This window comes from Microbacterium sp. CGR1, assembly GCF_051062835.1.
GTDB lineage: Bacteria > Actinomycetota > Actinomycetes > Actinomycetales > Microbacteriaceae > Microbacterium.
On sequence record NZ_JAOTPG010000001.1, the window covers coordinates 1,069,386 to 1,092,751 of the forward strand.

The window sequence follows — 23,366 nt, forward strand, 5'->3', positions numbered from 1 at the left end:
GCCGTGTTCGCCGTCGGCATATCAGGCGTCGAGTTCCGCGATCTCGTGCGCGTAGGCCGTCATCGAGCGGTGGTACCGAGGCAGGTGAGGAACGAGAGCCAGCAGCGCGACGGACAGACCGTGCGCCGGCCGCCCAGAGCTCGCCAGGATCAGCGCGTGGACGGTGGCCACGGCATCGCGATAGGGGCCGTCCGCCGACAGCTCATCCTCAGCGCGGATCACCGCGAGCGCCTCGTCGAACTCGCCGAGGTTGCGCAGCGAACTGGCCAGCTGGATCACGCACTGCGGCCTGTGCTCGTCGTCGAGGCCCAGAGCGAGTGCGCGGCGGTACAGCTCGACGGCCTCCGCCGGGCGACCGGCGGAATCCCTGGCTCCTGCTCGCTCGAACTCCGCACGCGCGTCGTCCGTGCCGCGCTCGGCGGCCAGAGCGTCGATGCGGGTGATCGTGTCGTCGCCGACCTCCTCGCCGGATGCCTCGGCCCACACATCGTCGATGCGATCATCCCAGGTCTTCGTCATGTCCTCGCCCCTTTCTCGTCGGTTCACGAGAAAGGGGCGGATGCCGCAGCATCCGCCCCTCTCATCGAGATCGTGTTCGATCACTCAGCCTTGTCGGCAGCCTTCTTGGCCGGAGCCTTCTTGGCAGCGGGCTTCTTCGCGGCGGGCTTCTCAGCCGCCTCGGCGTCGTCGGCCTTCTTCGCAGGGGCCTTCTTCGCAGCAGGCTTCTTCGCAGCGGGCTTCTCAGCCGCCTCGGCGTCGTCAGCCTTCTTCGCAGGGGCCTTCTTCGCCGGAGCCTTCTTGGCGGGCTTCTCGTCAGCCGCAGCCTCGGTCTCAGCCTCGTCGTCGGTCACGACGAAGTCCGACAGATCGACGGGCTTGCCGTTGGTGTCGACGACCTTGACCTTGCCGAGTGCGATGGCGAGGGCCTTGTTGCGGGCGACCTCACCGACGAGCGCGGGAAGCTGGTTCGACGACTGCAGCGCCTCGACGAACTCCTGGGGAGCCATGCCGTACTGCGATGCCGACTGGATGAGGTACTGCGAGAGCTCCTCCTGCGAGACCTGCACGTCGGCCTGCTCGGCGATCGTGTCGAGCAGCACCTGCGTGCGGAACTGCTTCTCGCTGGCCTCGGTGACCTCGGCGCGGTGCACGTCGTCCTCGAGACGGTTCTCGCCCTCGAGGTGGTTGTGCACCTCGTCTTCGATGAGCTTCGGCGGAACGGGGATGTCGATCTGCTCGAGCAGCGTCTCGACGAGCTTGTCGCGCGCTGCGGAACCCTGCGTGAAGACGCCCTGCTGGGAGACGCGCTCGGCGAGGCTCGCGCGGAGCTCGGCGATCGTGTCGAACTCGCTGGCGATCTGAGCGAAGTCGTCGTCCGCCTCAGGAAGCTCGCGCTCCTTGACGGCCTTGACGGTGACGGAGACCTCAGCCTCGGAGCCGGCGTGGTCGCCGCCCACGAGTGCGGAGCGGAACGTGGTGTCCTCGCCTGCGGTGAGCGACTCGATCGCGTCGTCGATGCCCTCGAGCAGTTCGCCCGATCCGACCTCGTAGGAGACACCCTCGGCGCGGTCGATCTCGGCGCCGTCGATGGTGGCGACGAGGTCGAGCTCGACGAAGTCACCCTTCGCTGCGGGGCGGTCGACGGGAACGAGCGTGCCGAAGCGGGCGCGCAGGTTCTCGAGCTCTGCGTCGAGCGCAGCCTCGTCGGCCTCGACGGCGTCGACCGTGAGGGTGATGCCGTCGTACGCGGGGATCTCGATCTCGGGGCGGACGTCCACCTCGATGTCGACGAGCAGGTCGCCCGAGAAGTCCTTCTCGTTCGGCCACTGCGTGATGTCGGCGGCGGGGCGGCCGACGACGCGGAGCTTGTGCTCGACGGTCGCGTCGCGGAAGAACTTGTCGAGGCCCTCGTTGACCGCGTGCTCGATGACCGCGCCACGACCGATGCGCTGGTCGATGATCGGAGCGGGGACCTTGCCCTTGCGGAAGCCGGGGATCTGAACGTCCTGAGCGATGTGCTCGTAGGCGTGCGCGATGCTGGGCTTGAGGTCGTCGGGGGTGACCGTGATGCTGAGCTTGACCCGGGTCGGGGTCAGCTTCTCGACGGTGCTGTTCGCCATTCTGGTGTGCTCTCCTTGTGATTTCCGCGCTGAATCGCGGCTGTCAGGCCGTTGAAGCCATGTCGGGGCGACAGGAGTTGAACCTGCGACCTCCCGCTCCCAAAGCGGGCGCTCTACCAAACTGAGCTACGCCCCGGGGAATCCGCATGCAGATTCAGCCCCACCGAGTCTAACGGACACGAGCACCTCCGTCAGTCCGCTATGATCGATGAGTCGGCACAATCCTCCCGGATCAGGCCGACAACGGGGCTGTAGCTTAGTGGTAAAGCCTCTGTCTTCCAAACAGATGATGCGAGTTCGATTCTCGTCAGCCCCTCACTCCGAAGGCCCCCGCAGACGCGGGGGCCTTCGACGTTCTCCCGTCAGCGGGCGTTCTTCTGGCAGAGTCGAGATACGTAGGTCCCGACCGGAGGTCCCCACCGAATGTCTGCTCCCCACGGCTTCTCCGAGCCCTCACCCGGAGGCCATCTCCTCCCCGCGCGCATCGGGAGCGCGTTCCCGCAGGCACCACGGCCGCGCAAGACGAGGACGGGACCCCTCATCGGCACCTTCGGCGCACTCGTCGCCGTCGCGGCCGTGGGAGCGCTGCAGGTCACCGCGAACCTCGGGTACGACGACACGCGCGCGGAGTTCGACAGCGCGAGGGAAACCGTTCAGGACACGGCGGCAGATGTCACGCTCTCGTCCGACCAGCTCGTCTCGACCTCCGACACCGCGACCCTCCTGCTCAACAGCGATTCCGGCGTGCTCGCAGATCCGACCGCGAAGGAGGCGCTGGCGGTGTCGATCACCGAGGCCGCCGACACCTCGGCGTCCGCCGATCAGGTGCTCGACACCGTGCTGCCGGATGAAGGATCGAAACCCGTCTTCTTCTGGGAGCTGTTCGGCGCATCCGACGGACTCCGGCTCGATATCCAGGATCTCGAGGATCTCGACTCCGAGCTCGCCGAGGAATCGCCCGCGCTCGCTGAGGCCGAGACGCTGGTGACGGATGCCGGTCTCGCGTTCCTCGGCTCCGCTGCGACCGCGGCCGCTTCGTTCGAGGCCGCGCACGTCTCCGCCAAGAACGACGATGTCATCGCGCTGCGTGATGCCGCCTCCACTGCCGCCGGCGCCTCCGCTCTCGACGACTCCACCGTCACCACGTTCGTGGCTCTTCAGGATGCCGCTGCACAGGTCGTCGCCTCCGAGAACGCGGAGCTCAGCGAGAAGGCCGGTCCTCTGCAGGGCGTGCGGCTCGAGATCGAGGCGTATGCGCGTTCGCTCGCACCAGGTGTGCTGCTCGAGTTCGACTGGAACCAGATCGTGAACACTGCCGGCGAGAACGGGAGCATGGGCGGCCTGACCACCTGGTGGTGGGATGAACCCGATCGCGCGGTGATCGAGCTCTCGAACTCGGTGGCCGAGCAGTGGCCGGCCGATCGCAGCAAGGCACTCGTCGCGCACGAGGTCGGCCACGCCATCAGCGTGAAGTGCGAGGACATGTACGACTCGTCGACGCAGGACAGCATCGAGAAGTGGGCCACCGCGTGGGCCATCAGCATGGGGTTCACGGACGACGCGAACGGCGTCTGGGCGTACGGCTACCCGCCGCAGTCCTATATCGACGCCGCAGCCGGATGCCGCTGACACCACCGCCGGATACGGAAGAAGCCGCCGCGATCAGATCGCGACGGCTTCTTCTCTGAGATCAGGTCGAGGTCACTGTCCCCGACGCTCACGCAGCTGGGTGAGCGCGTCTTCGAGAAGCTGGACGGCTTCTTCGTCGGTACGACGCTCCTTCACATACGCGAGGTGCGTCTTGTACGGCTCCGCCTTAGCGAGCGCAGGCGGGTTGGCCTTGTCGCGCCCGGCAGGCAACCCGGACTGCGGGTGATCGATGGTCTCGGGGATCTCCTCTTCAGGAAGACCAGCCGCGAAGTAGCGGACCGTCTCGTTGCCGAGACCGTCCCAGTAGGACACCGCGATGCGGTCGGCGTGGTAGCCGTGATCCTGCTCGCCCATGGGGCCGGAACCGACACGGGTCCCTCGGATCGCATTGCCGCCGGTAGCCATCAGATCACCTCGAACTTCGTGATGAGACCGAGCGCGACGATCGACACGAACCACGCCAGAGCGAGGATCACGGTGAAACGATTGAGATTGCGCTCAGCGAGACCCGACGAGCCCACAGCCGACGTCATTCCGCCACCGAACATGTCGGACAGGCCGCCACCGCGACCCTTGTGGAGGAGGATGAGGAGAGTCAGCAGGACGCTGGTTATGCCCAGCACCACCTGCAGGACGAACTCGAGAATTTCCACGAGGAAGAGCCTTTCGCTGGGGCAGGATTGCCCCGGTAACGGTCAAGTATACGGTGCGGCGGGGCCGGAACCCCGCCACACTCACACGCCGACGTGCTTCTCGAAGCGGATGATCGCGGCGAATTCGTCGACCACGAGGCTCGCGCCTCCGACGAGTGCGCCATCGACATCGGGCTCACGCATGTAGCTCGCGATGTTCGCCGACTTGACCGATCCGCCGTACAGGATCCGGGTGCGCGCCGCAGCGTCGTCACCGAGGACCTTGGCGATCACCGTGCGCAGCGCAGCGCAGACATCCTGCGCCTGCTGCGGCGTCGCGGCCTGGCCGGAGCCGATGGCCCAGACCGGCTCGTACGCCACGACGATGTCGGCATCCTTGGAGAGCCCCTGCAGAGCAGCCTCGAGCTGTCCGGCCGGAACCGCGCTCGCGCCGAACTTCTCGAGGTCCTCCGCGGTCTCGCCCACGCAGATCACCGGCGAGAGGCCGTGCTTGAGCGCGGCCTTCGTCTTCGCCGCGACGACCTCGTCGGATTCCGCGTGGTACTCGCGGCGCTCCGAGTGGCCGATGATGACGTACTTCGCGTCGAGCTTCGCGAGGAACGCTCCCGACACCTCACCGGTGTATGCACCGGAATCGTGTGCCGAGATGTCCTGCGCGCCGAGCGCGAACGGGATCTTGTCCGCGTCGATCAGCGTCTGCACGCTGCGGATGTCGGTGAAGGGCGGGAACACCGCGACCTCGACCGAGCCGTCCTCGTGCTTGGCATCCTTGAGCGTCCAGTGCAGCTTCTGCACGAATGCGACCGCCTGCAGGTGGTCGAGATTCATCTTCCAGTTTCCCGCGATCAGCGGGGTACGGGCGTTCAGGCCCATCCGAGCACCTCCAGGCCGGGTAGTTTCTTTCCCTCGAGGAACTCGAGGCTGGCGCCGCCGCCGGTCGAGATGTGACCGAACTGGTCGTCGGTGAAGCCGAGCTGACGCACGGCCGCAGCCGAGTCGCCACCGCCGACGACACTGAGACCGTCGACCTCGGTGAGCGCCTGCGCGACCGCCTTGGTACCACCGGCGAAGGCCGGGAACTCGAACACGCCCATCGGGCCGTTCCAGAACACGGTCTTGGATCCGCGGATGACCTCGGCGAACCGAGCGGCCGTCTCCGGACCGATGTCCAGGCCGATTCCGGCGGAACCGAAAGCGGTGCTCTCGATGGCGTCCGCGGCCGTGACCTCGTGGTCGGCATCAGCCGAGAACGAGGATGCGACCACCACGTCGGTCGGGAGCACGAGCTCCACGCCGCGCTTCTCGGCCTCGGCGATGTAGCCGCGGACGGTCTCGAGCTGATCCTCTTCGAGAAGGCTGGATGCCACGGCGTGGCCCTGTGCCTTCAGGAAGGTGAACAGCATCCCGCCGCCGACGAGGATGCGATCCACGCGCGGCAGCAGGTGCGAGATGACGCCGAGCTTGTCGCTCACCTTCGACCCGCCGAGCACGACCGCGTACGGGCGCTCGGGGTTCTCGGTGAGACGGTCGAGCACGTCGAGCTCTGCGGCGATGAGCAGACCGGCCGCGGACGGCAGCAGCTCGGCGAGGTCGTAGACGCTCGCCTGCTTGCGGTGCACGACACCGAAGCCGTCGGAGACGAGGACGTCGCCGAGCTCTGCGAGCTGAGCCGCGAAGGCGCCGCGCTCGGCGTCGTCCTTCGAGGTCTCCCCCGGGTTGAACCGCAGGTTCTCGATGACGACGATGCCGCCGTCCTCGAGGGAGGCGACTGCCTCCTGCGCCGACTCGCCGACGGTGTCGCGAGCGAACGCGACCGGCTTGCCGAGCAGCTCGGAAAGTCGCTGGGCGACCGGTGCGAGGCTGTACTGCGGGTCGGGCGCACCGTCGGGTCGTCCGAGGTGCGAGCACACGACAACGCGGGCGCCCGCGTTGATCAGTGCGTTGAGGGTCGGCAACGAGGCGCGGACACGGCCATCGTCCGTGATGATCCCATCCCGCAGGGGGACGTTGAGATCACAACGGACGATGACGCGCTTGCCCTCGAGCGAACCCAGTGAATCCAGGGTGCGCAGAGTCATGGGAGATGTCTCAGAGACGCTCTGCCACGTACTCGGTCAGGTCGACGAGGCGGTTGGAGTAGCCCCACTCGTTGTCGTACCAGCTGGAGACCTTGACCAGGTTGCCGCTGACGTTGGTCAGCGTGGCATCGAAGATCGACGAGTGCGGGTTGTGCACGATGTCGCTCGAGACGATCTGGTCTTCGTTGTACTGCAGGAAGCCGGCGAGGCGACCGTCAGCAGCGGCCTTCTTGTACGCCTCGTTGACCTCTTCGACCGTGAGGTTCTCACGGTCGGTGATCAGCGTGAGGTCGACGATCGAGCCGGTGGGGACCGGCACGCGGTACGACGAGCCGCTCAGCTTGCCCTGGAGCTCGGGGAGGACCTCGCCGATCGCCTTGGCAGCACCGGTGGATGCCGGGGTGATGTTGATGGCGGCGGCGCGGGCGCGACGCAGGTCGCTGTGCGGGCCGTCCTGCAGGTTCTGGTCTGCGGTGTAGGCGTGAGCCGTCATCATGAAGCCGCGGTCGATGCCGAACGCATCGTTGAAGACCTGTGCCAGCGGTGCGAGGCAGTTGGTCGTGCACGAGGCGTTGGAGATGATGTGATCGGTCTCCGGGTTGTACGTGTCCTCGTTCACGCCCATGACGAACGTGCCGTCGACGCCGGTGCCCGGTGCCGAGATGAGGACCTTCTTCGCGCCTGCCTCGATGTGCTTCTTGGCGAGCTCGGCCTTGGTGAAGAAGCCGGTCGACTCGATGACGATGTCGACGCCCAGCTCGCCCCACGGGAGACCGGCGGGGTCGCGCTCTGCGAACGCCTTGATGGCCTTGCCGTTGACCGTGATGCTCTCGTCGTCGTAGCTGATGTCAGCATCGAGGACGCCGCCCACCGAGTCGTACTTCAGAAGGTGGGCAAGGGTCTTGTTGTCGGTGAGGTCGTTGACAGCGACGATCTCGATGTCCGCTCCCTGCGCGAGAGCCGCGCGGAAGTAGTTGCGTCCGATACGGCCGAAGCCGTTGATACCGATCTTGACAGACACTCAGGTCTCCCTGTTTCTCGTGCGCTGTGCGCAGCAATCGTGCGTGCGCGGTGCGCGGGGGTTTTTGGCTGAGATGGCGTCCCGACGAGACTGGGCCCGTCGGGACGCGACCCGATTACGACAGTACCAGCAGGCCGTTCGTCTTCTCGCGGGCTGCCTCGAAGCGCTGAGCGACGTTCTCCCAGTTGGCGATGTTCCACGCGGCCTTGACGTAGTCGGCCTTCACGTTGAGGTAGTCGAGGTAGAAGGCGTGCTCCCACATGTCGAGCTGGAACAGCGGCACGGTGCCTGCTGCGGTGTTCGACTGCTGGTCGAACAGCTGCTGGATGATCAGGCGCTGCCCGATCGAATCCCAGCTGAGCACCGACCAGCCGGAGCCCTGGATGCCGAGGGCGTTGGCGGTGAAGTGCGCCTGGAACTTCTCGAACGAGCCGAAGAACTCGTCGATCGCGGCCTTGAGCTCGCCTTCGGGCTGTCCGCCGCCGGTCGGCGACAGGTTCGTCCAGAAGATCGAGTGGTTGACGTGACCGCCGAGGTTGAACGCGAGGTCCTTCTCGAGCTTGTTCACGTTGGCGAGGTTGCCGCTGTCACGGGCCTCGGCGAGCTGCTCGAGGGCGGTGTTGGCGCCCGCGACGTAGGTCGCGTGGTGCTTGTCATGGTGCAGCTCCATGATCTTGCCGCTGATGTGCGGCTCGAGGGCTGCGAAGTCGTAGGGAAGGTCGGGGAGCGTGTAAATCGCCATGTCGCTTTCATCCAATCCGCGCCGCGCCGCGGCGCTTGCCGATCCTCTGCGCCGCCGAGGTGCGGCGTAGAGCGGACTTAACTCATCCTAGTGACGACAACGTGTCGCCGACCCTGATCCTTCCCGCATATGACGAAGCGAGGCGACCCCTTGACAGGGATCGCCTCGCTGATGTCGATGGACGGGCTCAGACGTCCAGTCCGGCGGGCACCGCGGCCTCGGTGCCCGGGATGCCCTCCTGCTGCGCCCGCTTGTCGGCCATGGCCAGAAGACGACGGATGCGTCCTGCGACGGCATCCTTGGTCATGGGCGGGTCGGCGTGATGACCCAGCTCGTCGAGGCTCGCGTCGCGGTGCGCGAGGCGGAGTTCCCCGGCGACCTTGAGGTGGTCGGGCACCTCGTCGGCGAGGATCTCGAGCGCTCGCTCTACCCGGGCGCAGGCGGCGACGGCGGCCTGCGCGGAGCGACGAAGGTTCGCGTCGTCGAAGTTCACGAGACGGTTGACACCCGCGCGGACCTCGCGGCGCTGGCGCATCTCCTCCCACGTGACGGCGGTCTTCTGAGCGCCCATCTCGCTGAGGATCGTGCGGATCGCCTCGCCCTCGCGGACGACGACGCGCGGCATGCCGCGCACCTCGCGCGCCTTGGCGGCCACGCCGAGACGGTGTGCCGCACCCACGAGCGCCATGGCCGCTTCGGACGACGGGCACGCGACCTCGAGCATGGCCGATCGACCCGGCTCGCTGAGGGTTCCTGCAGCGAGGAAGGCGCCGCGCCAGAGACCGGCGATCTCGGCACGGGACCCGGTGGTCAGGCGGTTGGGCAGGCCGCGGACGGGGCGACGACGCTGGTCGAGCAGCCCGGTCTGGCGGGCGAGCGTCTCGCCGGAGGCGATGACCCTGACGGCCCAGCGGGCGCCGTCGTTCGCCGTGCTGGACTGCACCTGGGCGATCTCGGGCCGAACACCGTAGATCTCGGCGAGGTCGCGGGCGACACGCTGCGCGAGGATCTCGGCATCCACCTCCGCCTCGACGGCGACCCGCCCGGCGATGGAGTGCAATCCGCCGGCGAACCGGAGGATCGAGGTGACCTCCGCCACACGCACCGTCGGGGGTGCATTACGGATGCTGACCAGCTCAGCCTTGACGTCGGTGGTTAGTGCCACGACACTCCTCTACGCTCACGCGCCGGATCGCGACGCAAACCTCCAGCCTACTCTGACGGAGGCTCCTGCTATTCCCTGCCGAGGTCGCGATGACGCACGTTCACGGCCACCCCGGGCACGGCGGCGAGCCGACGAGCCAGCTCCTCCACCATGGCGACCGAGCGGTGTTTGCCGCCGGTGCAGCCGATCGCGATCGTCGAGTGGCTCTTGTTCTCGCGCTGATATCCCTCGAGCACCGGGGTGAGCGCCGCGGTATAGGCGTCGAGGAATTCGGTGGCGCCCTCGCGGGACAACACGTAGTCCCTGACGGGCTCGTCCTTGCCGGTGAGCCCTCGCAGCTCCTCGTTCCAGAACGGGTTGGGAAGGAATCGCATGTCGGCGACCAGATCGACGTCCGTCGGCAGCCCGTACTTGAAGCCGAAGCTCATCAACGTCACGCGATGACGAGCAGCACCCTCTTCCGAGAACAGCTCGGAGACCTGGGTGGCGAGCTGATGGATGTTGAGCGCCGAGGTGTCGATGACCAGATCGGCGGATTCCCTGATCGGAGCGAGTTTGTGACGCTCGATGCGGATCCCGTCGAGAAGCGTTCCGTCGCCCTGGAGCGGTTGCGGTCGGCGCACCGACTCGAACCGTCGGACGAGCACGTCGTCGGAGGCATCGAGGAACAGCACCCGGACGGATCCGCGTGATCGCAGTGCCCGAGCGACTCCGGGGAAGTCATCGAAGAGATTGCGTCCTCGGACATCGACCACCGCGGCGACCTTGGGCAGGGCGGTGCCGCCCATGTCGGTGAGGTCGAGCAGCGGTCGGAGGATCTGCGGCGGCAGGTTGTCGACGACATACCAGCCGAGGTCCTCGAGTGCGTTCGCCACCGTCGTGCGTCCAGCGCCGGACATGCCCGTGACGATGAGGAACTCGCCCTTTTCCCCGTCAGCCATGGTTACTCCTTCTCCCCCCGCATGCACCAGCCTAGCGAGTGGAGAGATGCGTATGGATGTTCTGAGCGAGCACGGGCCCGATCCCCTGCACCTCTTCGATCTCTTCCGGTGCCGCAGCCCGGAGAGCGGTGACGGATCCGAAGTGCTTGAGGAGGACCTTGATCCGGGAGGCGCCGAGCCCCGGGACCTCGGAGAGCACCGAAGAGATGTCGTTCCTGCGTCGCTTGCGCTGGTGGGTGATCGCGAAGCGGTGGGCCTCATCGCGCAGCCGCTGGAGCAGGTAGAGGGACTCACTGGTGCGCGGCAGGATGACCGGGAAGTCCTCGCCAGGAAGCCAGATCTCCTCGAGCCGCTTCGCGATGCCGCACACAGCGATCTCGGTGTGCCCGGCATCGCGGAGCGCCCGCGCCGCCGCCTCGACCTGCGGCTGGCCGCCGTCGACGAGCAGCAGCTGGGGCGGATAGGCGAACCGCGGTTTGCGCTTGACCTCGACGACGACCTCCTCGAGGCCGTCTTCGGTCTCGCCGGAGACAGCCACGACCGCTGCAGGCTCGTCGGCCTCCTCAGGGCGGTCGAGGTATGCGAGGCGTCGACGGAGCACCTGGTACATCGAGTCGGTGTCGTCGGTCGTCTCGGCGATGTTGAACGATCGATATTGGTCTTTGCGAGGAAGACCGTCTTCGAAGACGACCATCGAGGCGACCACGTTGGTGCCGCCCAGGTGCGAGATGTCGAAGCACTCGATGCGCAGGGGTGCTTCGGCCAGGCCCAGCGCGTCCTGCAGGTCGGTCAGGGCCTGGGTGCGCGCGACGTAGTCACTCGTGCGTCGGGTCTTGTAGCGGATCAGCGCCTGCTGGGCGTTGAGCGTCGCCGTGCGCATCAGGTCGGCGCGCTGACCGCGCTGGGCGACCGCGATCTCGACCTTCTTGCCCCGTCGTTCCCGCAGCCACACCTCGAGTTCGGCCGCGTCGTCGGGAAGCGAGGGTACGAGGATGCGCCGAGGCACGTCCTGCGCATCGCCGTAGGCGCGCTGCAGCACCTGGTCGACGAGCTCGGCGCCAGAGATGTCGATCTCCTTCTCGATCGTCATCGCGCGCACACCGCGCACGCGTCCACCGCGGATGACGAAGTGCTGCACAGCGGCGGCGAGCTCGTCCTCCGCGATGCCGAACAGATCGGCGTCCTCATCGGCCGCCAGCACCAGCGCGCTCTTGCCGAGCACGGCCTCGATCGCCGAGAGCTTGTCGCGGTACTTCGCCGCGGCCTCGTAATCCATCGCCGCGGACGCCGCGAGCATCCTCGTGGTCAGCTCGCGCGTGAACCGCTCGTCACCGCCGGCCATGAACGCGACGAAGTCGTCGACCATCGCGCGGTGCTCGTCGATCGTGACGGTCATCGAGCACGGCCCGCCGCACTTGCCGATCTGCCCGGGGAAGCACGGCCGCCCCGTCTGCATCGCCCGCTTGTAGCTCGAGTCGCTGCAGGTGCGGATGGGGAAGGCCTTGACCATCAGATCGATCGTCTCGTGCACCGCCCAGACCTTGGGATAGGGGCCGAAGTATCGCGCGCCGGGGATCTTGCGATTCCGGGTGACGATCACCCGAGGGGCCTCATCTCCCAGGGTGACCGCCATGAACGGGTACGACTTGTCGTCCTTGTACCGCACGTTGAAGGGCGGATCGAACTCCTTGATCCACATGTACTCCAGCTGCAGCGAATCGACGTCGGTCGACACGACCGTCCACTCGACCGACGACGCCGTCGTCACCATCCGCCTGGTGCGCTCGTGCAGCGTGCGCAACGGTGCGAAGTAGTTCGACAGGCGCTGACGCAGGTTCTTCGCCTTGCCGACGTAGAGCACGCGCCCGTCGGCGTCCCGGAACCGGTACACGCCGGGGTTGGTCGGAATCTCGCCTGCCCTCGGCTTGTACGGCAGCACGTCGGCCATCAGCTGGCCTTCTTCGCGGCGCGCCCCTCACCCAGGATCTCGGCGAGGAACTGGCCGGTGTGGCTGTCCTCGACCCGGGCGATCTGCTCGGGGGTGCCGGTCGCCAGGATCTCACCGCCGCCGGAACCGCCCTCGGGTCCGAGATCGATGACCCAGTCCGCGGACTTGATCACATCGAGGTTGTGCTCGATGACGATCACCGTGTTGCCCTTGTCGACGAGGCCGTTGAGCACCTCGAGGAGCTTGCGCACATCTTCGAAGTGCAGACCTGTCGTCGGCTCGTCGAGCACATAGATGCTGCGGCCGTTGCTGCGGCGCTGGAGCTCGGTGGCGAGCTTGACGCGCTGCGCCTCGCCGCCGGAGAGAGTCGTCGCGGACTGACCGAGACGCACGTACCCCAGGCCCACGTCGACGAGGGTCTTCATGTACCGGTGGATGGCCTGGATGGGCTCGAAGAACTCCGCGGCCTCCGCGATCGGCATCTCGAGCACCTCGGCGATGTTCTTGCCCTTGTAGTGCACCGAGAGCGTGTCGCGGTTGTAGCGCTTGCCGTGGCACACCTCGCAGTCGACGTACACGTCGGGGAGGAAGTTCATCTCGATCTTGATCGTGCCGTCGCCCGAGCACGCCTCGCAGCGACCGCCCTTGACGTTGAAGCTGAAGCGCCCCGGCTGGTAGCCGCGGACCTTCGCCTCGGGGGTCTCGCTGAACAGCGAGCGGATGCGGTCGAACACACCCGTGTACGTCGCAGGGTTGGAGCGCGGGGTGCGGCCGATCGGCGCCTGGTCGACGTGCACGACCTTGTCGAGGTTGTCGAGCCCAGAGACTCTCGTGTGCTTTCCGGGCACTGTGCGCGCACCGTTGAGCCGTGAAGCGAGCACTTGGTAGAGGATGTCGTTGACCAGCGAGGACTTGCCCGATCCGGACACGCCCGTGACGGCCGTCAGGACGCCGAGCGGAAAGTTGACGCTCACGTTCTTGAGGTTGTTCTCGCGGGCGCCGACGACGCTCAGCATGCGCTTCTTGTCGAGCTTGCGACGCTTCGCGGGCGTCGGGATCTCGCGTCGCCCTGAGAGGTACTCCCCCGTCATCGAATCCGGCGCGTCGAGCAGAGCCGAATACGGCCCCGAGTGCACGACCTCGCCACCGTTCACACCAGCACCAGGGCCGATGTCGACGACCCAGTCGGCCGCCTCGATCGTCTCTTCATCGTGCTCGACGACGATGAGCGTGTTGCCCAGATCGCGGAGCTTGAGCAGGGTGTCGATCAACCGTCGATTGTCGCGCTGGTGGAGGCCGATCGACGGCTCGTCGAGCACATAGAGCACGCCCGTGAGCCCGGATCCGATCTGAGTCGCCAGTCGGATGCGCTGCGCCTCGCCACCGGAGAGTGAGCCGGCCGAGCGGCTGAGGTTCAAGTAGGAGAGACCGACCTGCAGCAGGAAGTCGAGCCGCAGGCGGATCTCGCGCAGCACCTGCGCCGCGATCTTGGCCTCACGGTCGGTGAGCGTCAGGGTCTCCATGAAGGAGCGGGCGTCGGCGAGGCTGAGGTGCGACACCTCGGCGATGGAGTGGCCGTGCACCTGCACCGCGAGCACCTCGGGCTTGAGCCTGTTGCCGTCGCATACCGGGCACGGCACCTCGCGGAGGTACTCGCCCCAGCGCGAACGCTGCGTGTCCGACTCGGCCTGCGCGTACTGCCGCTCGATGTAGGGGACGACGCCCTCGAAGCCGGACGCGTAGCGCATCTCGCGCCCGTACCGGTTCTTGAACTTGACGGTGACCTTGTAGTTGTCGCCGCGCAGGATCGCGTCCTGCACGTCGACCCTGAGGTCCTGCCACGGAGTGTCGAGCGAGAACTTGAGGTCGTCGGCCAGCCCCTCGAGCAGTCGCTCGTAGTACTGGAAGAGGCCCTTGCCCTGGGTGGTCCACGGGACGATCGCGCCCTCGCGGATGGAGAGCTCTTCGTCGCCGAGCATCAGGTCGATGTCGACCGACATGCGCGTGCCGAGTCCTGAGCAGGCCGGGCAGGCGCCGAACGGCGCGTTGAACGAGAAGGTGCGCGGCTCGATCTCGGTGAGCGAGAGTGCGTGACCGTTCGGGCATGCGAGCTTCTCGGAGAACGACTGCCAGGCGTCGTCGCCCTCTTCGTCGACGAAGTTCACCTGCACCACGCCACCGGCCAGCCCCAGTGCGGTCTCGACCGAATCGGTGACGCGACCGAGGATGTCGTCAGCCGCCACGAGACGGTCGACGACGACAGCGATGTCGTGCTTGTAGCTCTTCTTGAGCGTGGGCGGCTCGGCGAGCTGGATCAGGTCGCCGTCGACGATCGCGCGCGAGTATCCCTTGGCCCCGAGCTCACGGAAGAGGTCGACGAACTCGCCCTTCTTCTGCGAGACGATGGGCGCGACGATCTGGTAGCGGGTGCGCTCAGGCAGCTCCATGAGCTGGTCGGCGATCTGCTGCACGGTCTGGCGCTGGATGCGCTCACCGCACTCGGGGCAGTGCGGGATGCCGATGCGCGCCCAGAGCAGGCGCATGTAGTCGTAGATCTCGGTGATCGTGCCGACCGTCGACCGCGGGTTGCGGTTGGTCGACTTCTGGTCGATCGACACGGCAGGGCTCAGCCCCTCGATGAAGTCGACGTCCGGTCGGTCGACCTGGCCGAGGAACTGCCGCGCGTAGGCGCTCAGCGATTCGACGTAGCGACGCTGCCCTTCGGCGAAGATCGTGTCGAACGCGAGACTGGACTTTCCCGATCCGGACAGGCCGGTGAACACGACGAGAGAGTCGCGTGGGATGTCGATGTCGACGTTCTTGAGATTGTGGACGCGGGCACCGCGAACACTGAGTTTTCCTGGGGTTGCAACCGGGACGATAGGCACTGATCAAGTCTACGAGGGGCCACGGACATTGGCTCCGTGAGGGCTCACAGGAAGGCACTCGCCGTCAGTGGCTCTCCGCAGCCGGGGGCCGATTCGCATTCACGAGCAGCAGCACTGCGGCCGCGACGACCGCGCCACCTCCGGCGACGACCGCCCACGGCGCAGTGCCCTCGGCTCCGTCGACGCCGAGCATGACGGCCATCGCCAGCGGCTGGGCGATCGCCTGCACCAGCACGAAACGGACGGCGGTCGGGCGCAGCGCGGCGAGCACGACTCGTGAGCCGTGAGGGATCACGAGGGTCAGCGACGTCAGGACGTGGATCGTGTGCACGACGAGCACTGCGAGCATCGCCCGGCCGAGATCCGGCTCGGACAAGAGCATCCCGATCACGATGCACGCGGCCCCGCCCCACGCGGCGAACGTCTGCGGGAACACCGCGGCGGTCACCGCCAGGATGACGGCTGCCCATTGCCACCCGACGAGGGGATTGAGCACGAACGCCCCGACCGCGACGACGGCGACCAACACGACCCGCACCACGATCCAGGAGACGGCGGGCGCGGTCTTCAGCGTGTCGTTCGGCGCTCTCATCGCCTGGCCCTCGCGATCTCGCGCAGCGCGGAGGACGGATCGTCCGCCCACGTCACCACGTCGATGCCCGCACCGTGCAGGTCGGCGAACACGTTCTCACGCTCCGCCAGCACCGTACGCAGGCCGATGAGCTGAGTGCGGGTGAGGCGCGAACGATCGAGCCGCGGCAGCACGTCGATCGCGACGACGCTGTGACCGCTCGCCCGCCACATCAGCGCGGTCTGCGCGGCGGCTCCCTGGAAGAATGTGGAGAGGACGAGGATGACCGAGCCGTGCGGGACATGAGGGGTCCGGCGAAAGGCCGCGTCATCGCGAGCCTGCCCCGTCGCCGCGATCGCCGCCTCGAGACGTGCGAGATGTCGCGAGCATCCGCCGCTGCGCAGCGACCGCCCACCGTGCACGAGGACATGGAGCGCGACACGGTCGCCGGCATCGATGGCGGCACCGGCGAGCCCGCGAGCGGCCTCACGGGCGTTGTCGAGCGAGGTCACGCCGCTGCGCTCGAAGTCCCCGCTCCCCCACGACGCGACGACCTCTCCGAGGTCCTCCGAGGTGTCCATCGCGATCACCACGGACGCATCACTGAGGGTGTGGGTCCGCCGCACGAGCAACTCGCCCGGTCGCCGTGCCATCCGCGCCGTCGCACGCCAGTCGACACGACGCAGCTCGTCTCCGGGCGCGAACGCGTGGATGTCCCGGAAGTCGCCGCCCTGGCCGGGGCGTCGCCCCTCGTGCGAGCCGTGCAGACCGGTCAGACGCCTCGGCAGCGGCAGCATCCCGACGGTGCGGGGCGTCGGGGCGACCTGGCGTCTGCTCCTGACGATCTCGGACGGTTCCGAGAGCACGGCACCGTCGAGCGCGAGACCGCGCGTCGATACCTGCACCGGGAGTGCGGGGCCCGAATGAAGGACGCGGCTGCGTGCGAGGACCATGGCCCCGGCCCCGAGCCCGGGAACGATCACACGTCGGATCCTGCGCTCGGAGTGCACCACGAAGAGCTCGACCATCTCGGCGTCGCCCTCCACCGATATCGCGGTGAGCAGCTCGCCATCGGCGCTCGGGCGAGAAGAGACACTCGGCTCGGCCCCGATACCCGAGGTTCCCCGACCGAGCGCGAAGGCGCTCCACAGTGCGATCGGAAGCCCCATGGCGACGACATCAGGACGCGAGAACAGCAGCCCGATGGCGGCGAGAGCGATCGCGCCGACGATCGCGACGGCCAGTGCCGGACTCCAGCGACCGTGTACCGATGGTCTCGTCACACGCGCTCCTTCAGCGTCGGAGGAACGGGCACCTGCCCGACGACCGCACGCACGACGCCGGCGGCCGATGCGCCCTGGGCCCAAGCCTGCGGCGTCAGCGTGAGGCGATGGGCGAGCACGGGCACGGCGATCCGCTTGATGTCATCCGGTCGCACGAAATCCCGACCGTCCAGGGCGGCCAGGGCGCGCCCCAGCAGCAGCAGGCCGAGAGAGCCGCGCGGGGAGGCCCCGACCTCGACGTTCGGCGCCGTCCGTGTCGCGCGCGCGATCTCGACGCAGTACCGCGCGATGTCCTCGTCGACGTGAATGGCTTCGACCACGGCCTGAAGCTCGACGAGACGTTCCGCATCGATCACGGCGGGGACGTGCGTGGCCTCCTGCCGCCGGCCGACGCGGTTCTGCAGGATCTGCGCCTCGCCGGACACGTCCGGATACCCGACCGAGAGCCTGACCATGAACCTGTCGAGCTGCGCCTCGGGGAGGGCATAGGTGCCCTCGTACTCGATGGGGTTCGACGTGGCGATCACGTGGAACGGCGCGGGCAGCGGAAAGCTGTTGCCCTCGACGGTGACCTGTCGCTCAGCCATCGCCTCGAGCATCGCGGACTGCGTCTTCGGCGTCGTGCGGTTGATCTCGTCGGCCAGGAGGAGACCGGTGAAGATCGGCCCCGGTCGGAAGATGAAGTCCGAGGAGTCGGGCGCGTAGACGTACGACCCGGTGACATCGCCAGGGAGCATGTCCGGGGTGCACTGGAGCCGGCGGAATGAGAGCCCCAGCGCCGAGGCGAGGCTGCGTGCCGCGAGGGTCTTGCCGAGCCCTGGCACGTCTTCGAAGAGCACGTGCCCCCCGGCCAGGATCGAGGCGAGCGCGATCTCGAGCGGGTCATCCATCCCGACGACGACGGTGCGCACGGCGGCGAGGATTCGAGCGCCGGCCTCGGCGATCTCGGTGGATGTGGTCATGTCATCTCCTGTGTCTCGGGAACAGCGACGCGCGGCCGGTGGATGAGGGCGGTGCGTCCGGTGGAGTCGTGATCTCTGCGGACGGCACCGGGCTGAGAGCGTCGATCACGTCGAGCGCTCGCTCGATGTCGACGATGGTGGTCCCCGGGCCTTCCAGTCGAGCCCAGAGATCGGGGCCGATCAGCGCCGCGACCAGCGACCGTTTCGTGGGGTCCGCCGGGTCTGCTCCGCGGCGCTGGAGCCGATGCCGGAGGGCTTCCCGCACGCGGCGCGTGATCTGCGTGCCGGCGAGCCCCGTGTGCGTGTTCAGCGCCCACGCCATGCGGGAGATCTCCGTCGGCCGTCGATCGGGCTCCACAGGTATGTGCGGGGCGTCGAAGCCGGGATCGAGCGGCACCGCGAGTTGCGCGAGAAGCGCGAGCGCGACCACGACAAGACTCCACCCGATCACGAAAGGCCAGGTGAACCCGAAACCGGTGAGCACCAGTGCGGCGATCACCGCGGCCACGGCGGCGGTGACGGTGCGCCCCCACCTCATCGCCATACCTCTTCGATCCGGCGGAGCGCAGCGCGGGCGGCGTGCCTCTCGGATTCGGTGGCCCGGTGGGCGCCGAAGCGCACCTGCTCGAACAGGGTCAGCAGCTCCGACGCGTCGTCCTCGATGCCGGAGCGCCGCGTGATGACCCTGAGGGCGAACTCCCCCGGCGTCTCGCTCGGAGCGCGTACGACCCCCGCATCCGCCGCACTCTCTTCGAGGCCGACCCACGCAGCGATGACGGCGTCGGTAGGCAGCGCGCGTTCGTCGATGGCCTGCAGCGCCCCGGCGATGCCACGCCTGATGGCTTCGACCACCACCTCCGGTTCGGGAACCGCAGCCACCTCGGCGACCTCGGCAGCGACCTCGGCCCCGTCGCGCCGCTCCGTGGGCCTGTTGCGCCAGGCCCGCAGCAGCGCTCGGACGATGATCGCGAGGAGCGCGATGACGCCGGCGACCACGAGGAGCATCAGGATCGCTGCGAACACCTGCACCACCGCGGCACTCGTGGGGTCGACCTCGACCTCTTCCGGAAGCCCCGTCGCGCCGGGCGCAGTCGTGGGAACCGGTGGCTCCGACGCGGGCGACACCGGCCCCGACGGACGGAATGTCGGCGCACCCTGGATCGCGGCGGCGATCATCACGATGAGGAACAGTGCGGCGACGGCGCTCACGAGTCCGAGCCGATGAACACCCCGACGCGCATCGGTCGTCGGGCGGTCACTCGGCATGCCCACACCCTATGACGCGGTCACTCCGGGGTCGGGCGGCGACCCGCGAAAGCCGACAACCCGTCGCGCAGGGTCGCGATCTGCTGGAGATCCATGCCCACCGCCGCCATGACCTGACGAGGAACGTCGAGCGCTCGCTCGCGGAGCGCACGTCCGGCATCCGTGAGGGTGATGTCGAGGCGACGCTCATCCTCCGAGCTGCGCTGCCGGGCGACCAGCCCGTCGGCCTCGAGGCGCTTGACCAGCGGCGACGCGGTGGCCGGCTCGAGAGCGAGATCAGCGGCGAGGTCGTTGAGCTGGCGCGGTGCGCGCTCCCACAGCGCGAGCATCACGAGGTACTGCGGATGCGTGAGCCCGAGCGGATCCAGGATCGGCCGGTAGATCGCGACGACGTTGCGCGCGGCGGTCACCAGGGCGAAGCAGAGCTGGTTGTCCAGCTTGAGCAGATCATCCGTAGCGGTCACGGCTCGACTATACAACGGCACTAATGGTTAGTACACTAATCAACATGGCCAGCTCCAGTAATCGCCCTCCTCTTCGCTCGCGCATCCGCGAGGCCGGTGGGCTCTACTCCTGGATCAACTCGAATCTGATTCGGTTCGCCGGCCCCGCGTCGGTCGGCCCCTACGAGAAGACGCCTCCGCCGAGCGCTGCCGAGAGAGCAGAACGAGCCTGCCCGCTCTGCGGAGCGCCCATGAGTGAGCACGAGATCGATCGCTCAGGCCCGAAGACGCTCGTCCACTGCCCCTGATACTCGAGCGGTCAGCCGTCGCGGGCTGCGTCCTCGCGAGCGACGTCGAGCCAGAACGCCAGATCGTCATCGCCGACCAGCGCGCCCGGCGACACATCGAGCCATCCGGTTCCCATAGTCCGGGGTCCCATGACCGCGGTCGCGACGCCCGGTCTGGTGATCAGGACCGCGCCGTGCTTTTCGTCCACTCGAACGAGGAGCACCCCACCGCTGCGGGCTCCGACCAGGATGTGTCCGCCGAGAAGGAAAGCACGGGTGCCGAACATCCGCTTCTCCTCGATGTCTCCGTCGAGGGTCAGCAGCGCGCGCACGCGGTCGGCGAGCTCTTCTCCTGACGCATCCATCGTCGTCGCCTCCTGGAACTCAGGCGTGCCCGGCCTTCTCCATGGCACGCAGCTCCTTCTTCATGTCCTGAACTTCGTCGCGCAGTCGCCCGGCGAGCTCGAACTTGAGTTCGGCCGCGGCCGCGAGCATCTGATCGGACAGGTCCTGGATGACGGCTTCGAGCTGCTGAGCACCCTCCGCCGCGATCCCCGTGCGGCGGAGATTCGGTGTCGGCGACTTGCCCTTGCCGGTCGCACGCCCGCGCCCTGACATCATCTCGGCGGTGTCCGCGCCCTCTCGAGCGAGCACCTCGGTGATATCGGCGATCCGCTTGCGCAGCGGCTGCGGGTCGATCCCGTGCTCGAGGTTGTAGGCCACCTGCTTCTCACGACGACGGTCTGTCTCCTCGATGGCCTTGGCCATCGAATCGGTGATCTTGTCGGCATACATGTGCACTTCACCCGACACGTTTCGCGCCGCTCGACCGATCGTCTGGATCAGCGACGTGCCGGAGCGCAGGAAGCCCTCTTTGTCGGCATCGAGGATCGCGACCAGCGACACCTCGGGCAGGTCGAGACCTTCGCGGAGCAGGTTGATGCCGACGAGCACGTCGTAGACGCCGGCCCGCAGCTCGCTGAGCAGCTCGACACGACGGAGCGTGTCGACATCGGAATGGAGGTAGCGCACCCGCACGCCGTGCTCTCCGAGGAAGTCGGTGAGTTCTTCGGACATCTTCTTGGTGAGCGTCGTGACGAGCACGCGCTCATCACGCCCCACCCGAACCCGGATCTCTTCGAGGAGATCATCGATCTGCCCCTTGGACGGTTTCACGATGATGTGCGGATCGACGAGGCCCGTCGGGCGGATGATCTGCTCCACCACACCGTCGGCGATGCCCATCTCGTATTTGCCGGGGGTCGCCGACAGGTACACCGTCTGACCGATGCGGTTCTTGAACTCGTCCCAGCGCAGCGGTCGGTTGTCCATCGCGCTCGGCAGACGGAATCCGTGCTCCACGAGGGTGCGCTTGCGCGAGGCATCGCCTTCGTACATGGCACCGATCTGCGGGACCGTGACGTGCGATTCGTCGATAACGAGCATGAAGTCATCGGGGAAGAAGTCGAGCAGCGTGTGCGGCGGCTCGCCGGGCTGACGACCGTCCATGTGCCGGGAGTAGTTCTCGATCCCCGAGCAGAAGCCGAGCTGCTGCAGCATCTCGAGATCGAACGTGGTGCGCATGCGCAGACGCTGCGCCTCGAGCAGCTTGCCCTGACGCTCGAACTCCTTGAGCCGCTCCTCCAGCTCGTGCTCGATGGTGCCGATGGAGCGCTGGATCACATCGGTTCCCGCCACATAGTGCGAAGCGGGGAAGATCGGAACCGCATCGAGCTTCTCGATGACCTCGCCCGTGAGCGGATGCAGCGAGTACAGCGCCTCGATCTCGTCGCCGAACAGCTCGATGCGGATCGCGTGCTCCTCGTACACCGGGATGATCTCGATCGTGTCGCCGCGTACGCGGAAGTTGCCGCGCGAGAAGTCGACGTCGTTGCGGTTGTACTGCATCGCGATGAACTGCCGGATGAGCGCGTCCCTGTCGTATCGCTCCCCCACCTGCAGGGCGACCATGGCGCGAAGGTACTCTTCAGGCGCACCGAGGCCGTAGATGCAGGAGACGGTGGAGACGACGATCACGTCGCGACGGCTGAGCAGCGAGTTCGTGGTCGAGTGGCGGAGACGCTCGACCTCGGAGTTGATCGACGAGTCCTTCTCGATGAAGGTATCGGTCTGCGGGACGTAGGCCTCTGGCTGGTAGTAGTCGTAGTACGAGACGAAGTACTCGACCGCGTTGTTGGGCATCAGCTCGCGGAACTCGTTGGCGAGCTGGGCGGCGAGCGTCTTGTTGTGCGCGAGCACCAGCGTCGGGCGCTGCACCTGCTCGACGAGCCACGCGGTCGTGGCCGACTTGCCGGTACCCGTCGCACCGAGCAGCACGATGTCGGTCTCACCTGCATTGATGCGGGACGCCAGCTCGGCGATGGCCTTCGGCTGGTCGCCGGCGGGCTCGTACTCGCTGATGACCTCGAAGGGACGGACACTGCGCGTGGGTTGCATACCTCCAGCGTATGCCGGGCCACCGACACCGGGGTCGCGCGTCCGTCAGCAGCGAACGGAGAGCTGCTCAGTCCGCCTCCGGCGTCCAGACGTAGGGAGTGGTGGTCGACACCCTGATGAGCCCCGCACGTTCGAGTATGGGCCGGGAGAACTCCGTCGAGTCGGACTGCAGATACCGCTTGCCTCGAGCGAGCGCGGAACGTGCGCGTTGCGCGGTGAGCGCGCGGTAGATCCCACGGCCCCGCCACGAGGCGATCGTCGCGCCACCCCAGAGCCCCGCGAAGTCCGTCGCCGCCACGGGCTCGAGGCGCCCGGCACTGATCACGGCGCCATCGGCCACGGCGATCCACAGCTCCACCGTGTCGTCCGAGCGGATGCGCTGCAGAGTCATCTCGGCCCGCGCGCGCCAGTCGGGGTCGTCGAAGACGGCGCCCTGCATCTCCTCCATGGCCAGCACATCCGCGTCGCTGAGTGCACGACGCAGCTCCACTCCATCCGGAATCGCGACCTCTTCGGCGAGCAGAGCCGCCTCGCCGATCATGATCGACTCGGCGTCCTCCGCAACGAAGCCTCGGGTGACGAGCGCATCATGCAGCCCCGGTGCGTGATCGTGGCCGCGTGTCTTCCACTCCACGCTCGTGATGCCCGCGATGCCGCGGAAGTGCTCAATCGCGGCATCGACGAGCTCGGCCACCCGTGCGGTGTCCGCTCCACCCAGGTTCGCGTACGACACGAACCCGCGGCCGCCCGGGAACACCGCGAGACGGAGGGGACCTGTCGATGAGACGGCGAGTGCGTGAGCGGTCTCGGCATCTGTCCGGAGCTGTCCGTCGTACGCGGCGAGGAGATTCTGACGCATGTGCCCATCCTTCCAGGAAGCCGCTGCCCTGC

General features: G+C 67.4%; 23 protein-coding genes and 2 tRNA genes. 3 read left to right on the top strand and 22 right to left on the bottom strand.

The features are described from left to right. Positions 1 to 21 precede the first annotated feature (21 nt). The 3 genes from OD997_RS05210 to OD997_RS05220 form a co-directional block, all read right to left on the bottom strand. On the bottom strand, positions 22 to 519 hold the full coding sequence (locus OD997_RS05210) for a tetratricopeptide repeat protein (protein ID WP_434330670.1): 498 nt from the start codon (positions 517 to 519) through the stop codon (positions 22 to 24). Positions 520 to 599: 80 nt separating this feature from the next. Beyond that, complete coding sequence (tig, locus tag OD997_RS05215; RefSeq protein ID WP_434330672.1) at positions 600 to 2,120, bottom strand: trigger factor; 1,521 nt, start codon at positions 2,118 to 2,120, stop codon at positions 600 to 602. A gap of 62 nt (positions 2,121 to 2,182) precedes the next feature. Further along, positions 2,183 to 2,256 (bottom strand) — tRNA-Pro (locus tag OD997_RS05220). 109 nt (positions 2,257 to 2,365) lie between these two features. On the opposite strand from OD997_RS05220, the gene OD997_RS05225 reads away from it, so the two are divergent. Further along, positions 2,366 to 2,436 (top strand) — tRNA-Gly (locus OD997_RS05225). Positions 2,437 to 2,543: 107 nt separating this feature from the next. Next, positions 2,544 to 3,749: a hypothetical protein gene (locus OD997_RS05230; RefSeq protein ID WP_434330673.1), complete on the top strand. Its 1,206-nt coding sequence runs from the start codon at positions 2,544 to 2,546 to the stop codon at positions 3,747 to 3,749. 72 nt (positions 3,750 to 3,821) lie between these two features. Here the strand turns inward: OD997_RS05230 and OD997_RS05235 are convergent, their stop codons facing one another. From OD997_RS05235 to OD997_RS05310, 16 genes are all read right to left on the bottom strand, one after another. After that, positions 3,822 to 4,175, bottom strand: a complete 354-nt coding sequence (locus OD997_RS05235) for an RNA polymerase-binding protein RbpA (RefSeq protein WP_056307093.1) — start codon at positions 4,173 to 4,175, stop codon at positions 3,822 to 3,824. After that, positions 4,175 to 4,423: a preprotein translocase subunit SecG gene (secG, locus tag OD997_RS05240; RefSeq protein WP_053096652.1), complete on the bottom strand. Its 249-nt coding sequence runs from the start codon at positions 4,421 to 4,423 to the stop codon at positions 4,175 to 4,177. The genes OD997_RS05235 and secG overlap by 1 nt, the downstream gene beginning before the upstream one ends. 81 nt (positions 4,424 to 4,504) lie before the next feature. Then, positions 4,505 to 5,296 (bottom strand): triose-phosphate isomerase, encoded by a 792-nt coding sequence (gene tpiA / locus OD997_RS05245; RefSeq protein WP_056307090.1) that lies wholly within the window; start codon positions 5,294 to 5,296, stop codon positions 4,505 to 4,507. Next, on the bottom strand, positions 5,287 to 6,501 hold the full coding sequence (locus OD997_RS05250) for a phosphoglycerate kinase (RefSeq protein ID WP_434330674.1): 1,215 nt from the start codon (positions 6,499 to 6,501) through the stop codon (positions 5,287 to 5,289). Before OD997_RS05250 ends, tpiA begins: the two co-directional genes overlap by 10 nt. Before the next feature lie 10 nt (positions 6,502 to 6,511). Then, positions 6,512 to 7,522: a type I glyceraldehyde-3-phosphate dehydrogenase gene (gap, locus tag OD997_RS05255; protein WP_053096657.1), complete on the bottom strand. Its 1,011-nt coding sequence runs from the start codon at positions 7,520 to 7,522 to the stop codon at positions 6,512 to 6,514. A gap of 115 nt (positions 7,523 to 7,637) precedes the next feature. Continuing rightward, a complete protein-coding gene (locus OD997_RS05260; protein ID WP_056307086.1) occupies positions 7,638 to 8,264 on the bottom strand; it encodes a superoxide dismutase in 627 nt (208 codons plus the stop codon). Positions 8,265 to 8,451: 187 nt separating this feature from the next. After that, positions 8,452 to 9,429 carry a DNA-binding protein WhiA gene (gene whiA / locus OD997_RS05265; RefSeq protein WP_311244346.1) on the bottom strand — a complete coding sequence of 326 codons (978 nt, stop codon included), beginning with the start codon at positions 9,427 to 9,429 and terminating at the stop codon, positions 8,452 to 8,454. 68 nt (positions 9,430 to 9,497) lie between these two features. Next, positions 9,498 to 10,370: an RNase adapter RapZ gene (gene rapZ / locus OD997_RS05270; protein WP_434330675.1), complete on the bottom strand. Its 873-nt coding sequence runs from the start codon at positions 10,368 to 10,370 to the stop codon at positions 9,498 to 9,500. Between the two features lie 31 nt (positions 10,371 to 10,401). Further along, a complete protein-coding gene (gene uvrC / locus OD997_RS05275; RefSeq protein ID WP_434330676.1) occupies positions 10,402 to 12,318 on the bottom strand; it encodes an excinuclease ABC subunit UvrC in 1,917 nt (638 codons plus the stop codon). Further along, positions 12,318 to 15,206, bottom strand: coding sequence for an excinuclease ABC subunit UvrA (gene uvrA, locus OD997_RS05280; RefSeq protein ID WP_056307078.1), 2,889 nt, complete (start codon positions 15,204 to 15,206; stop codon positions 12,318 to 12,320). The genes uvrC and uvrA overlap by 1 nt, the downstream gene beginning before the upstream one ends. A gap of 64 nt (positions 15,207 to 15,270) precedes the next feature. Next, the gene (locus tag OD997_RS05285; RefSeq protein ID WP_434330677.1) at positions 15,271 to 15,798 is read right to left on the bottom strand and encodes a hypothetical protein; all 528 of its coding nucleotides are present in this window, start codon (positions 15,796 to 15,798) and stop codon (positions 15,271 to 15,273) included. Then, on the bottom strand, positions 15,795 to 17,060 hold the full coding sequence (locus OD997_RS05290; protein ID WP_434330678.1) for a DUF58 domain-containing protein: 1,266 nt from the start codon (positions 17,058 to 17,060) through the stop codon (positions 15,795 to 15,797). The genes OD997_RS05285 and OD997_RS05290 overlap by 4 nt, the downstream gene beginning before the upstream one ends. Further along, positions 17,057 to 18,022: an AAA family ATPase gene (locus tag OD997_RS05295; RefSeq protein WP_434330679.1), complete on the bottom strand. Its 966-nt coding sequence runs from the start codon at positions 18,020 to 18,022 to the stop codon at positions 17,057 to 17,059. The genes OD997_RS05290 and OD997_RS05295 overlap by 4 nt, the downstream gene beginning before the upstream one ends. Position 18,023: 1 nt before the next feature. Continuing rightward, complete coding sequence (locus OD997_RS05300) at positions 18,024 to 18,566, bottom strand: hypothetical protein (RefSeq protein ID WP_434330680.1); 543 nt, start codon at positions 18,564 to 18,566, stop codon at positions 18,024 to 18,026. After that, positions 18,557 to 19,288, bottom strand: a complete 732-nt coding sequence (locus OD997_RS05305; protein ID WP_434330681.1) for a DUF4129 domain-containing protein — start codon at positions 19,286 to 19,288, stop codon at positions 18,557 to 18,559. Before OD997_RS05305 ends, OD997_RS05300 begins: the two co-directional genes overlap by 10 nt. A 20-nt stretch (positions 19,289 to 19,308) precedes the next feature. Then, a complete protein-coding gene (locus OD997_RS05310) occupies positions 19,309 to 19,752 on the bottom strand; it encodes a MarR family winged helix-turn-helix transcriptional regulator (RefSeq protein ID WP_434330682.1) in 444 nt (147 codons plus the stop codon). A 44-nt stretch (positions 19,753 to 19,796) separates the two neighbouring features. Here OD997_RS05310 and OD997_RS05315 point away from each other — a divergent pair, with 44 nt between their 5' ends. Continuing rightward, a complete protein-coding gene (locus OD997_RS05315) occupies positions 19,797 to 20,039 on the top strand; it encodes a hypothetical protein (protein ID WP_434330683.1) in 243 nt (80 codons plus the stop codon). A gap of 11 nt (positions 20,040 to 20,050) precedes the next feature. Here the strand turns inward: OD997_RS05315 and OD997_RS05320 are convergent, their stop codons facing one another. From OD997_RS05320 to OD997_RS05330, 3 genes are all read right to left on the bottom strand, one after another. Next, positions 20,051 to 20,383 (bottom strand): TfoX/Sxy family protein, encoded by a 333-nt coding sequence (locus tag OD997_RS05320; RefSeq protein WP_434330684.1) that lies wholly within the window; start codon positions 20,381 to 20,383, stop codon positions 20,051 to 20,053. A 19-nt stretch (positions 20,384 to 20,402) separates the two neighbouring features. After that, the gene (uvrB, locus tag OD997_RS05325) at positions 20,403 to 22,475 is read right to left on the bottom strand and encodes an excinuclease ABC subunit UvrB (RefSeq protein WP_434330685.1); all 2,073 of its coding nucleotides are present in this window, start codon (positions 22,473 to 22,475) and stop codon (positions 20,403 to 20,405) included. Positions 22,476 to 22,542: 67 nt separating this feature from the next. Beyond that, the gene (locus OD997_RS05330; RefSeq protein WP_434330686.1) at positions 22,543 to 23,334 is read right to left on the bottom strand and encodes a GNAT family N-acetyltransferase; all 792 of its coding nucleotides are present in this window, start codon (positions 23,332 to 23,334) and stop codon (positions 22,543 to 22,545) included. Positions 23,335 to 23,366: the final 32 nt, after the last annotated feature.

Excerpts from the sequence above, each read along its gene's own strand:
- OD997_RS05330 (WP_434330686.1), bottom strand. The coding sequence starts at position 23,334 with ATGCGTCAGAATCTCCTCGCCGCGTACGACGGACAGCTCCGGACAGAT.
- OD997_RS05235 (WP_056307093.1), bottom strand. The coding sequence starts at position 4,175 with ATGGCTACCGGCGGCAATGCGATCCGAGGGACCCGTGTCGGTTCCGGC.
- OD997_RS05260 (WP_056307086.1), bottom strand. The coding sequence starts at position 8,264 with ATGGCGATTTACACGCTCCCCGACCTTCCCTACGACTTCGCAGCCCTC.
- OD997_RS05295 (WP_434330679.1), bottom strand. The coding sequence starts at position 18,022 with ATGACCACATCCACCGAGATCGCCGAGGCCGGCGCTCGAATCCTCGCC.
- OD997_RS05285 (WP_434330677.1), bottom strand. The coding sequence starts at position 15,798 with ATGAGAGCGCCGAACGACACGCTGAAGACCGCGCCCGCCGTCTCCTGG.
- tig (WP_434330672.1), bottom strand. The coding sequence starts at position 2,120 with ATGGCGAACAGCACCGTCGAGAAGCTGACCCCGACCCGGGTCAAGCTC.
- uvrB (WP_434330685.1), bottom strand. The coding sequence starts at position 22,475 with ATGCAACCCACGCGCAGTGTCCGTCCCTTCGAGGTCATCAGCGAGTAC.
- OD997_RS05315 (WP_434330683.1), top strand. The coding sequence starts at position 19,797 with ATGGCCAGCTCCAGTAATCGCCCTCCTCTTCGCTCGCGCATCCGCGAG.
- tpiA (WP_056307090.1), bottom strand. The coding sequence starts at position 5,296 with ATGGGCCTGAACGCCCGTACCCCGCTGATCGCGGGAAACTGGAAGATG.
- OD997_RS05210 (WP_434330670.1), bottom strand. The coding sequence starts at position 519 with ATGACGAAGACCTGGGATGATCGCATCGACGATGTGTGGGCCGAGGCA.
- OD997_RS05250 (WP_434330674.1), bottom strand. The coding sequence starts at position 6,501 with ATGACTCTGCGCACCCTGGATTCACTGGGTTCGCTCGAGGGCAAGCGC.
- OD997_RS05305 (WP_434330681.1), bottom strand. The coding sequence starts at position 19,288 with ATGCCGAGTGACCGCCCGACGACCGATGCGCGTCGGGGTGTTCATCGG.
- uvrC (WP_434330676.1), bottom strand. The coding sequence starts at position 12,318 with ATGGCCGACGTGCTGCCGTACAAGCCGAGGGCAGGCGAGATTCCGACC.
- OD997_RS05320 (WP_434330684.1), bottom strand. The coding sequence starts at position 20,383 with ATGGATGCGTCAGGAGAAGAGCTCGCCGACCGCGTGCGCGCGCTGCTG.
- OD997_RS05230 (WP_434330673.1), top strand. The coding sequence starts at position 2,544 with ATGTCTGCTCCCCACGGCTTCTCCGAGCCCTCACCCGGAGGCCATCTC.
- rapZ (WP_434330675.1), bottom strand. The coding sequence starts at position 10,370 with ATGGCTGACGGGGAAAAGGGCGAGTTCCTCATCGTCACGGGCATGTCC.
- OD997_RS05300 (WP_434330680.1), bottom strand. The coding sequence starts at position 18,566 with ATGGCGATGAGGTGGGGGCGCACCGTCACCGCCGCCGTGGCCGCGGTG.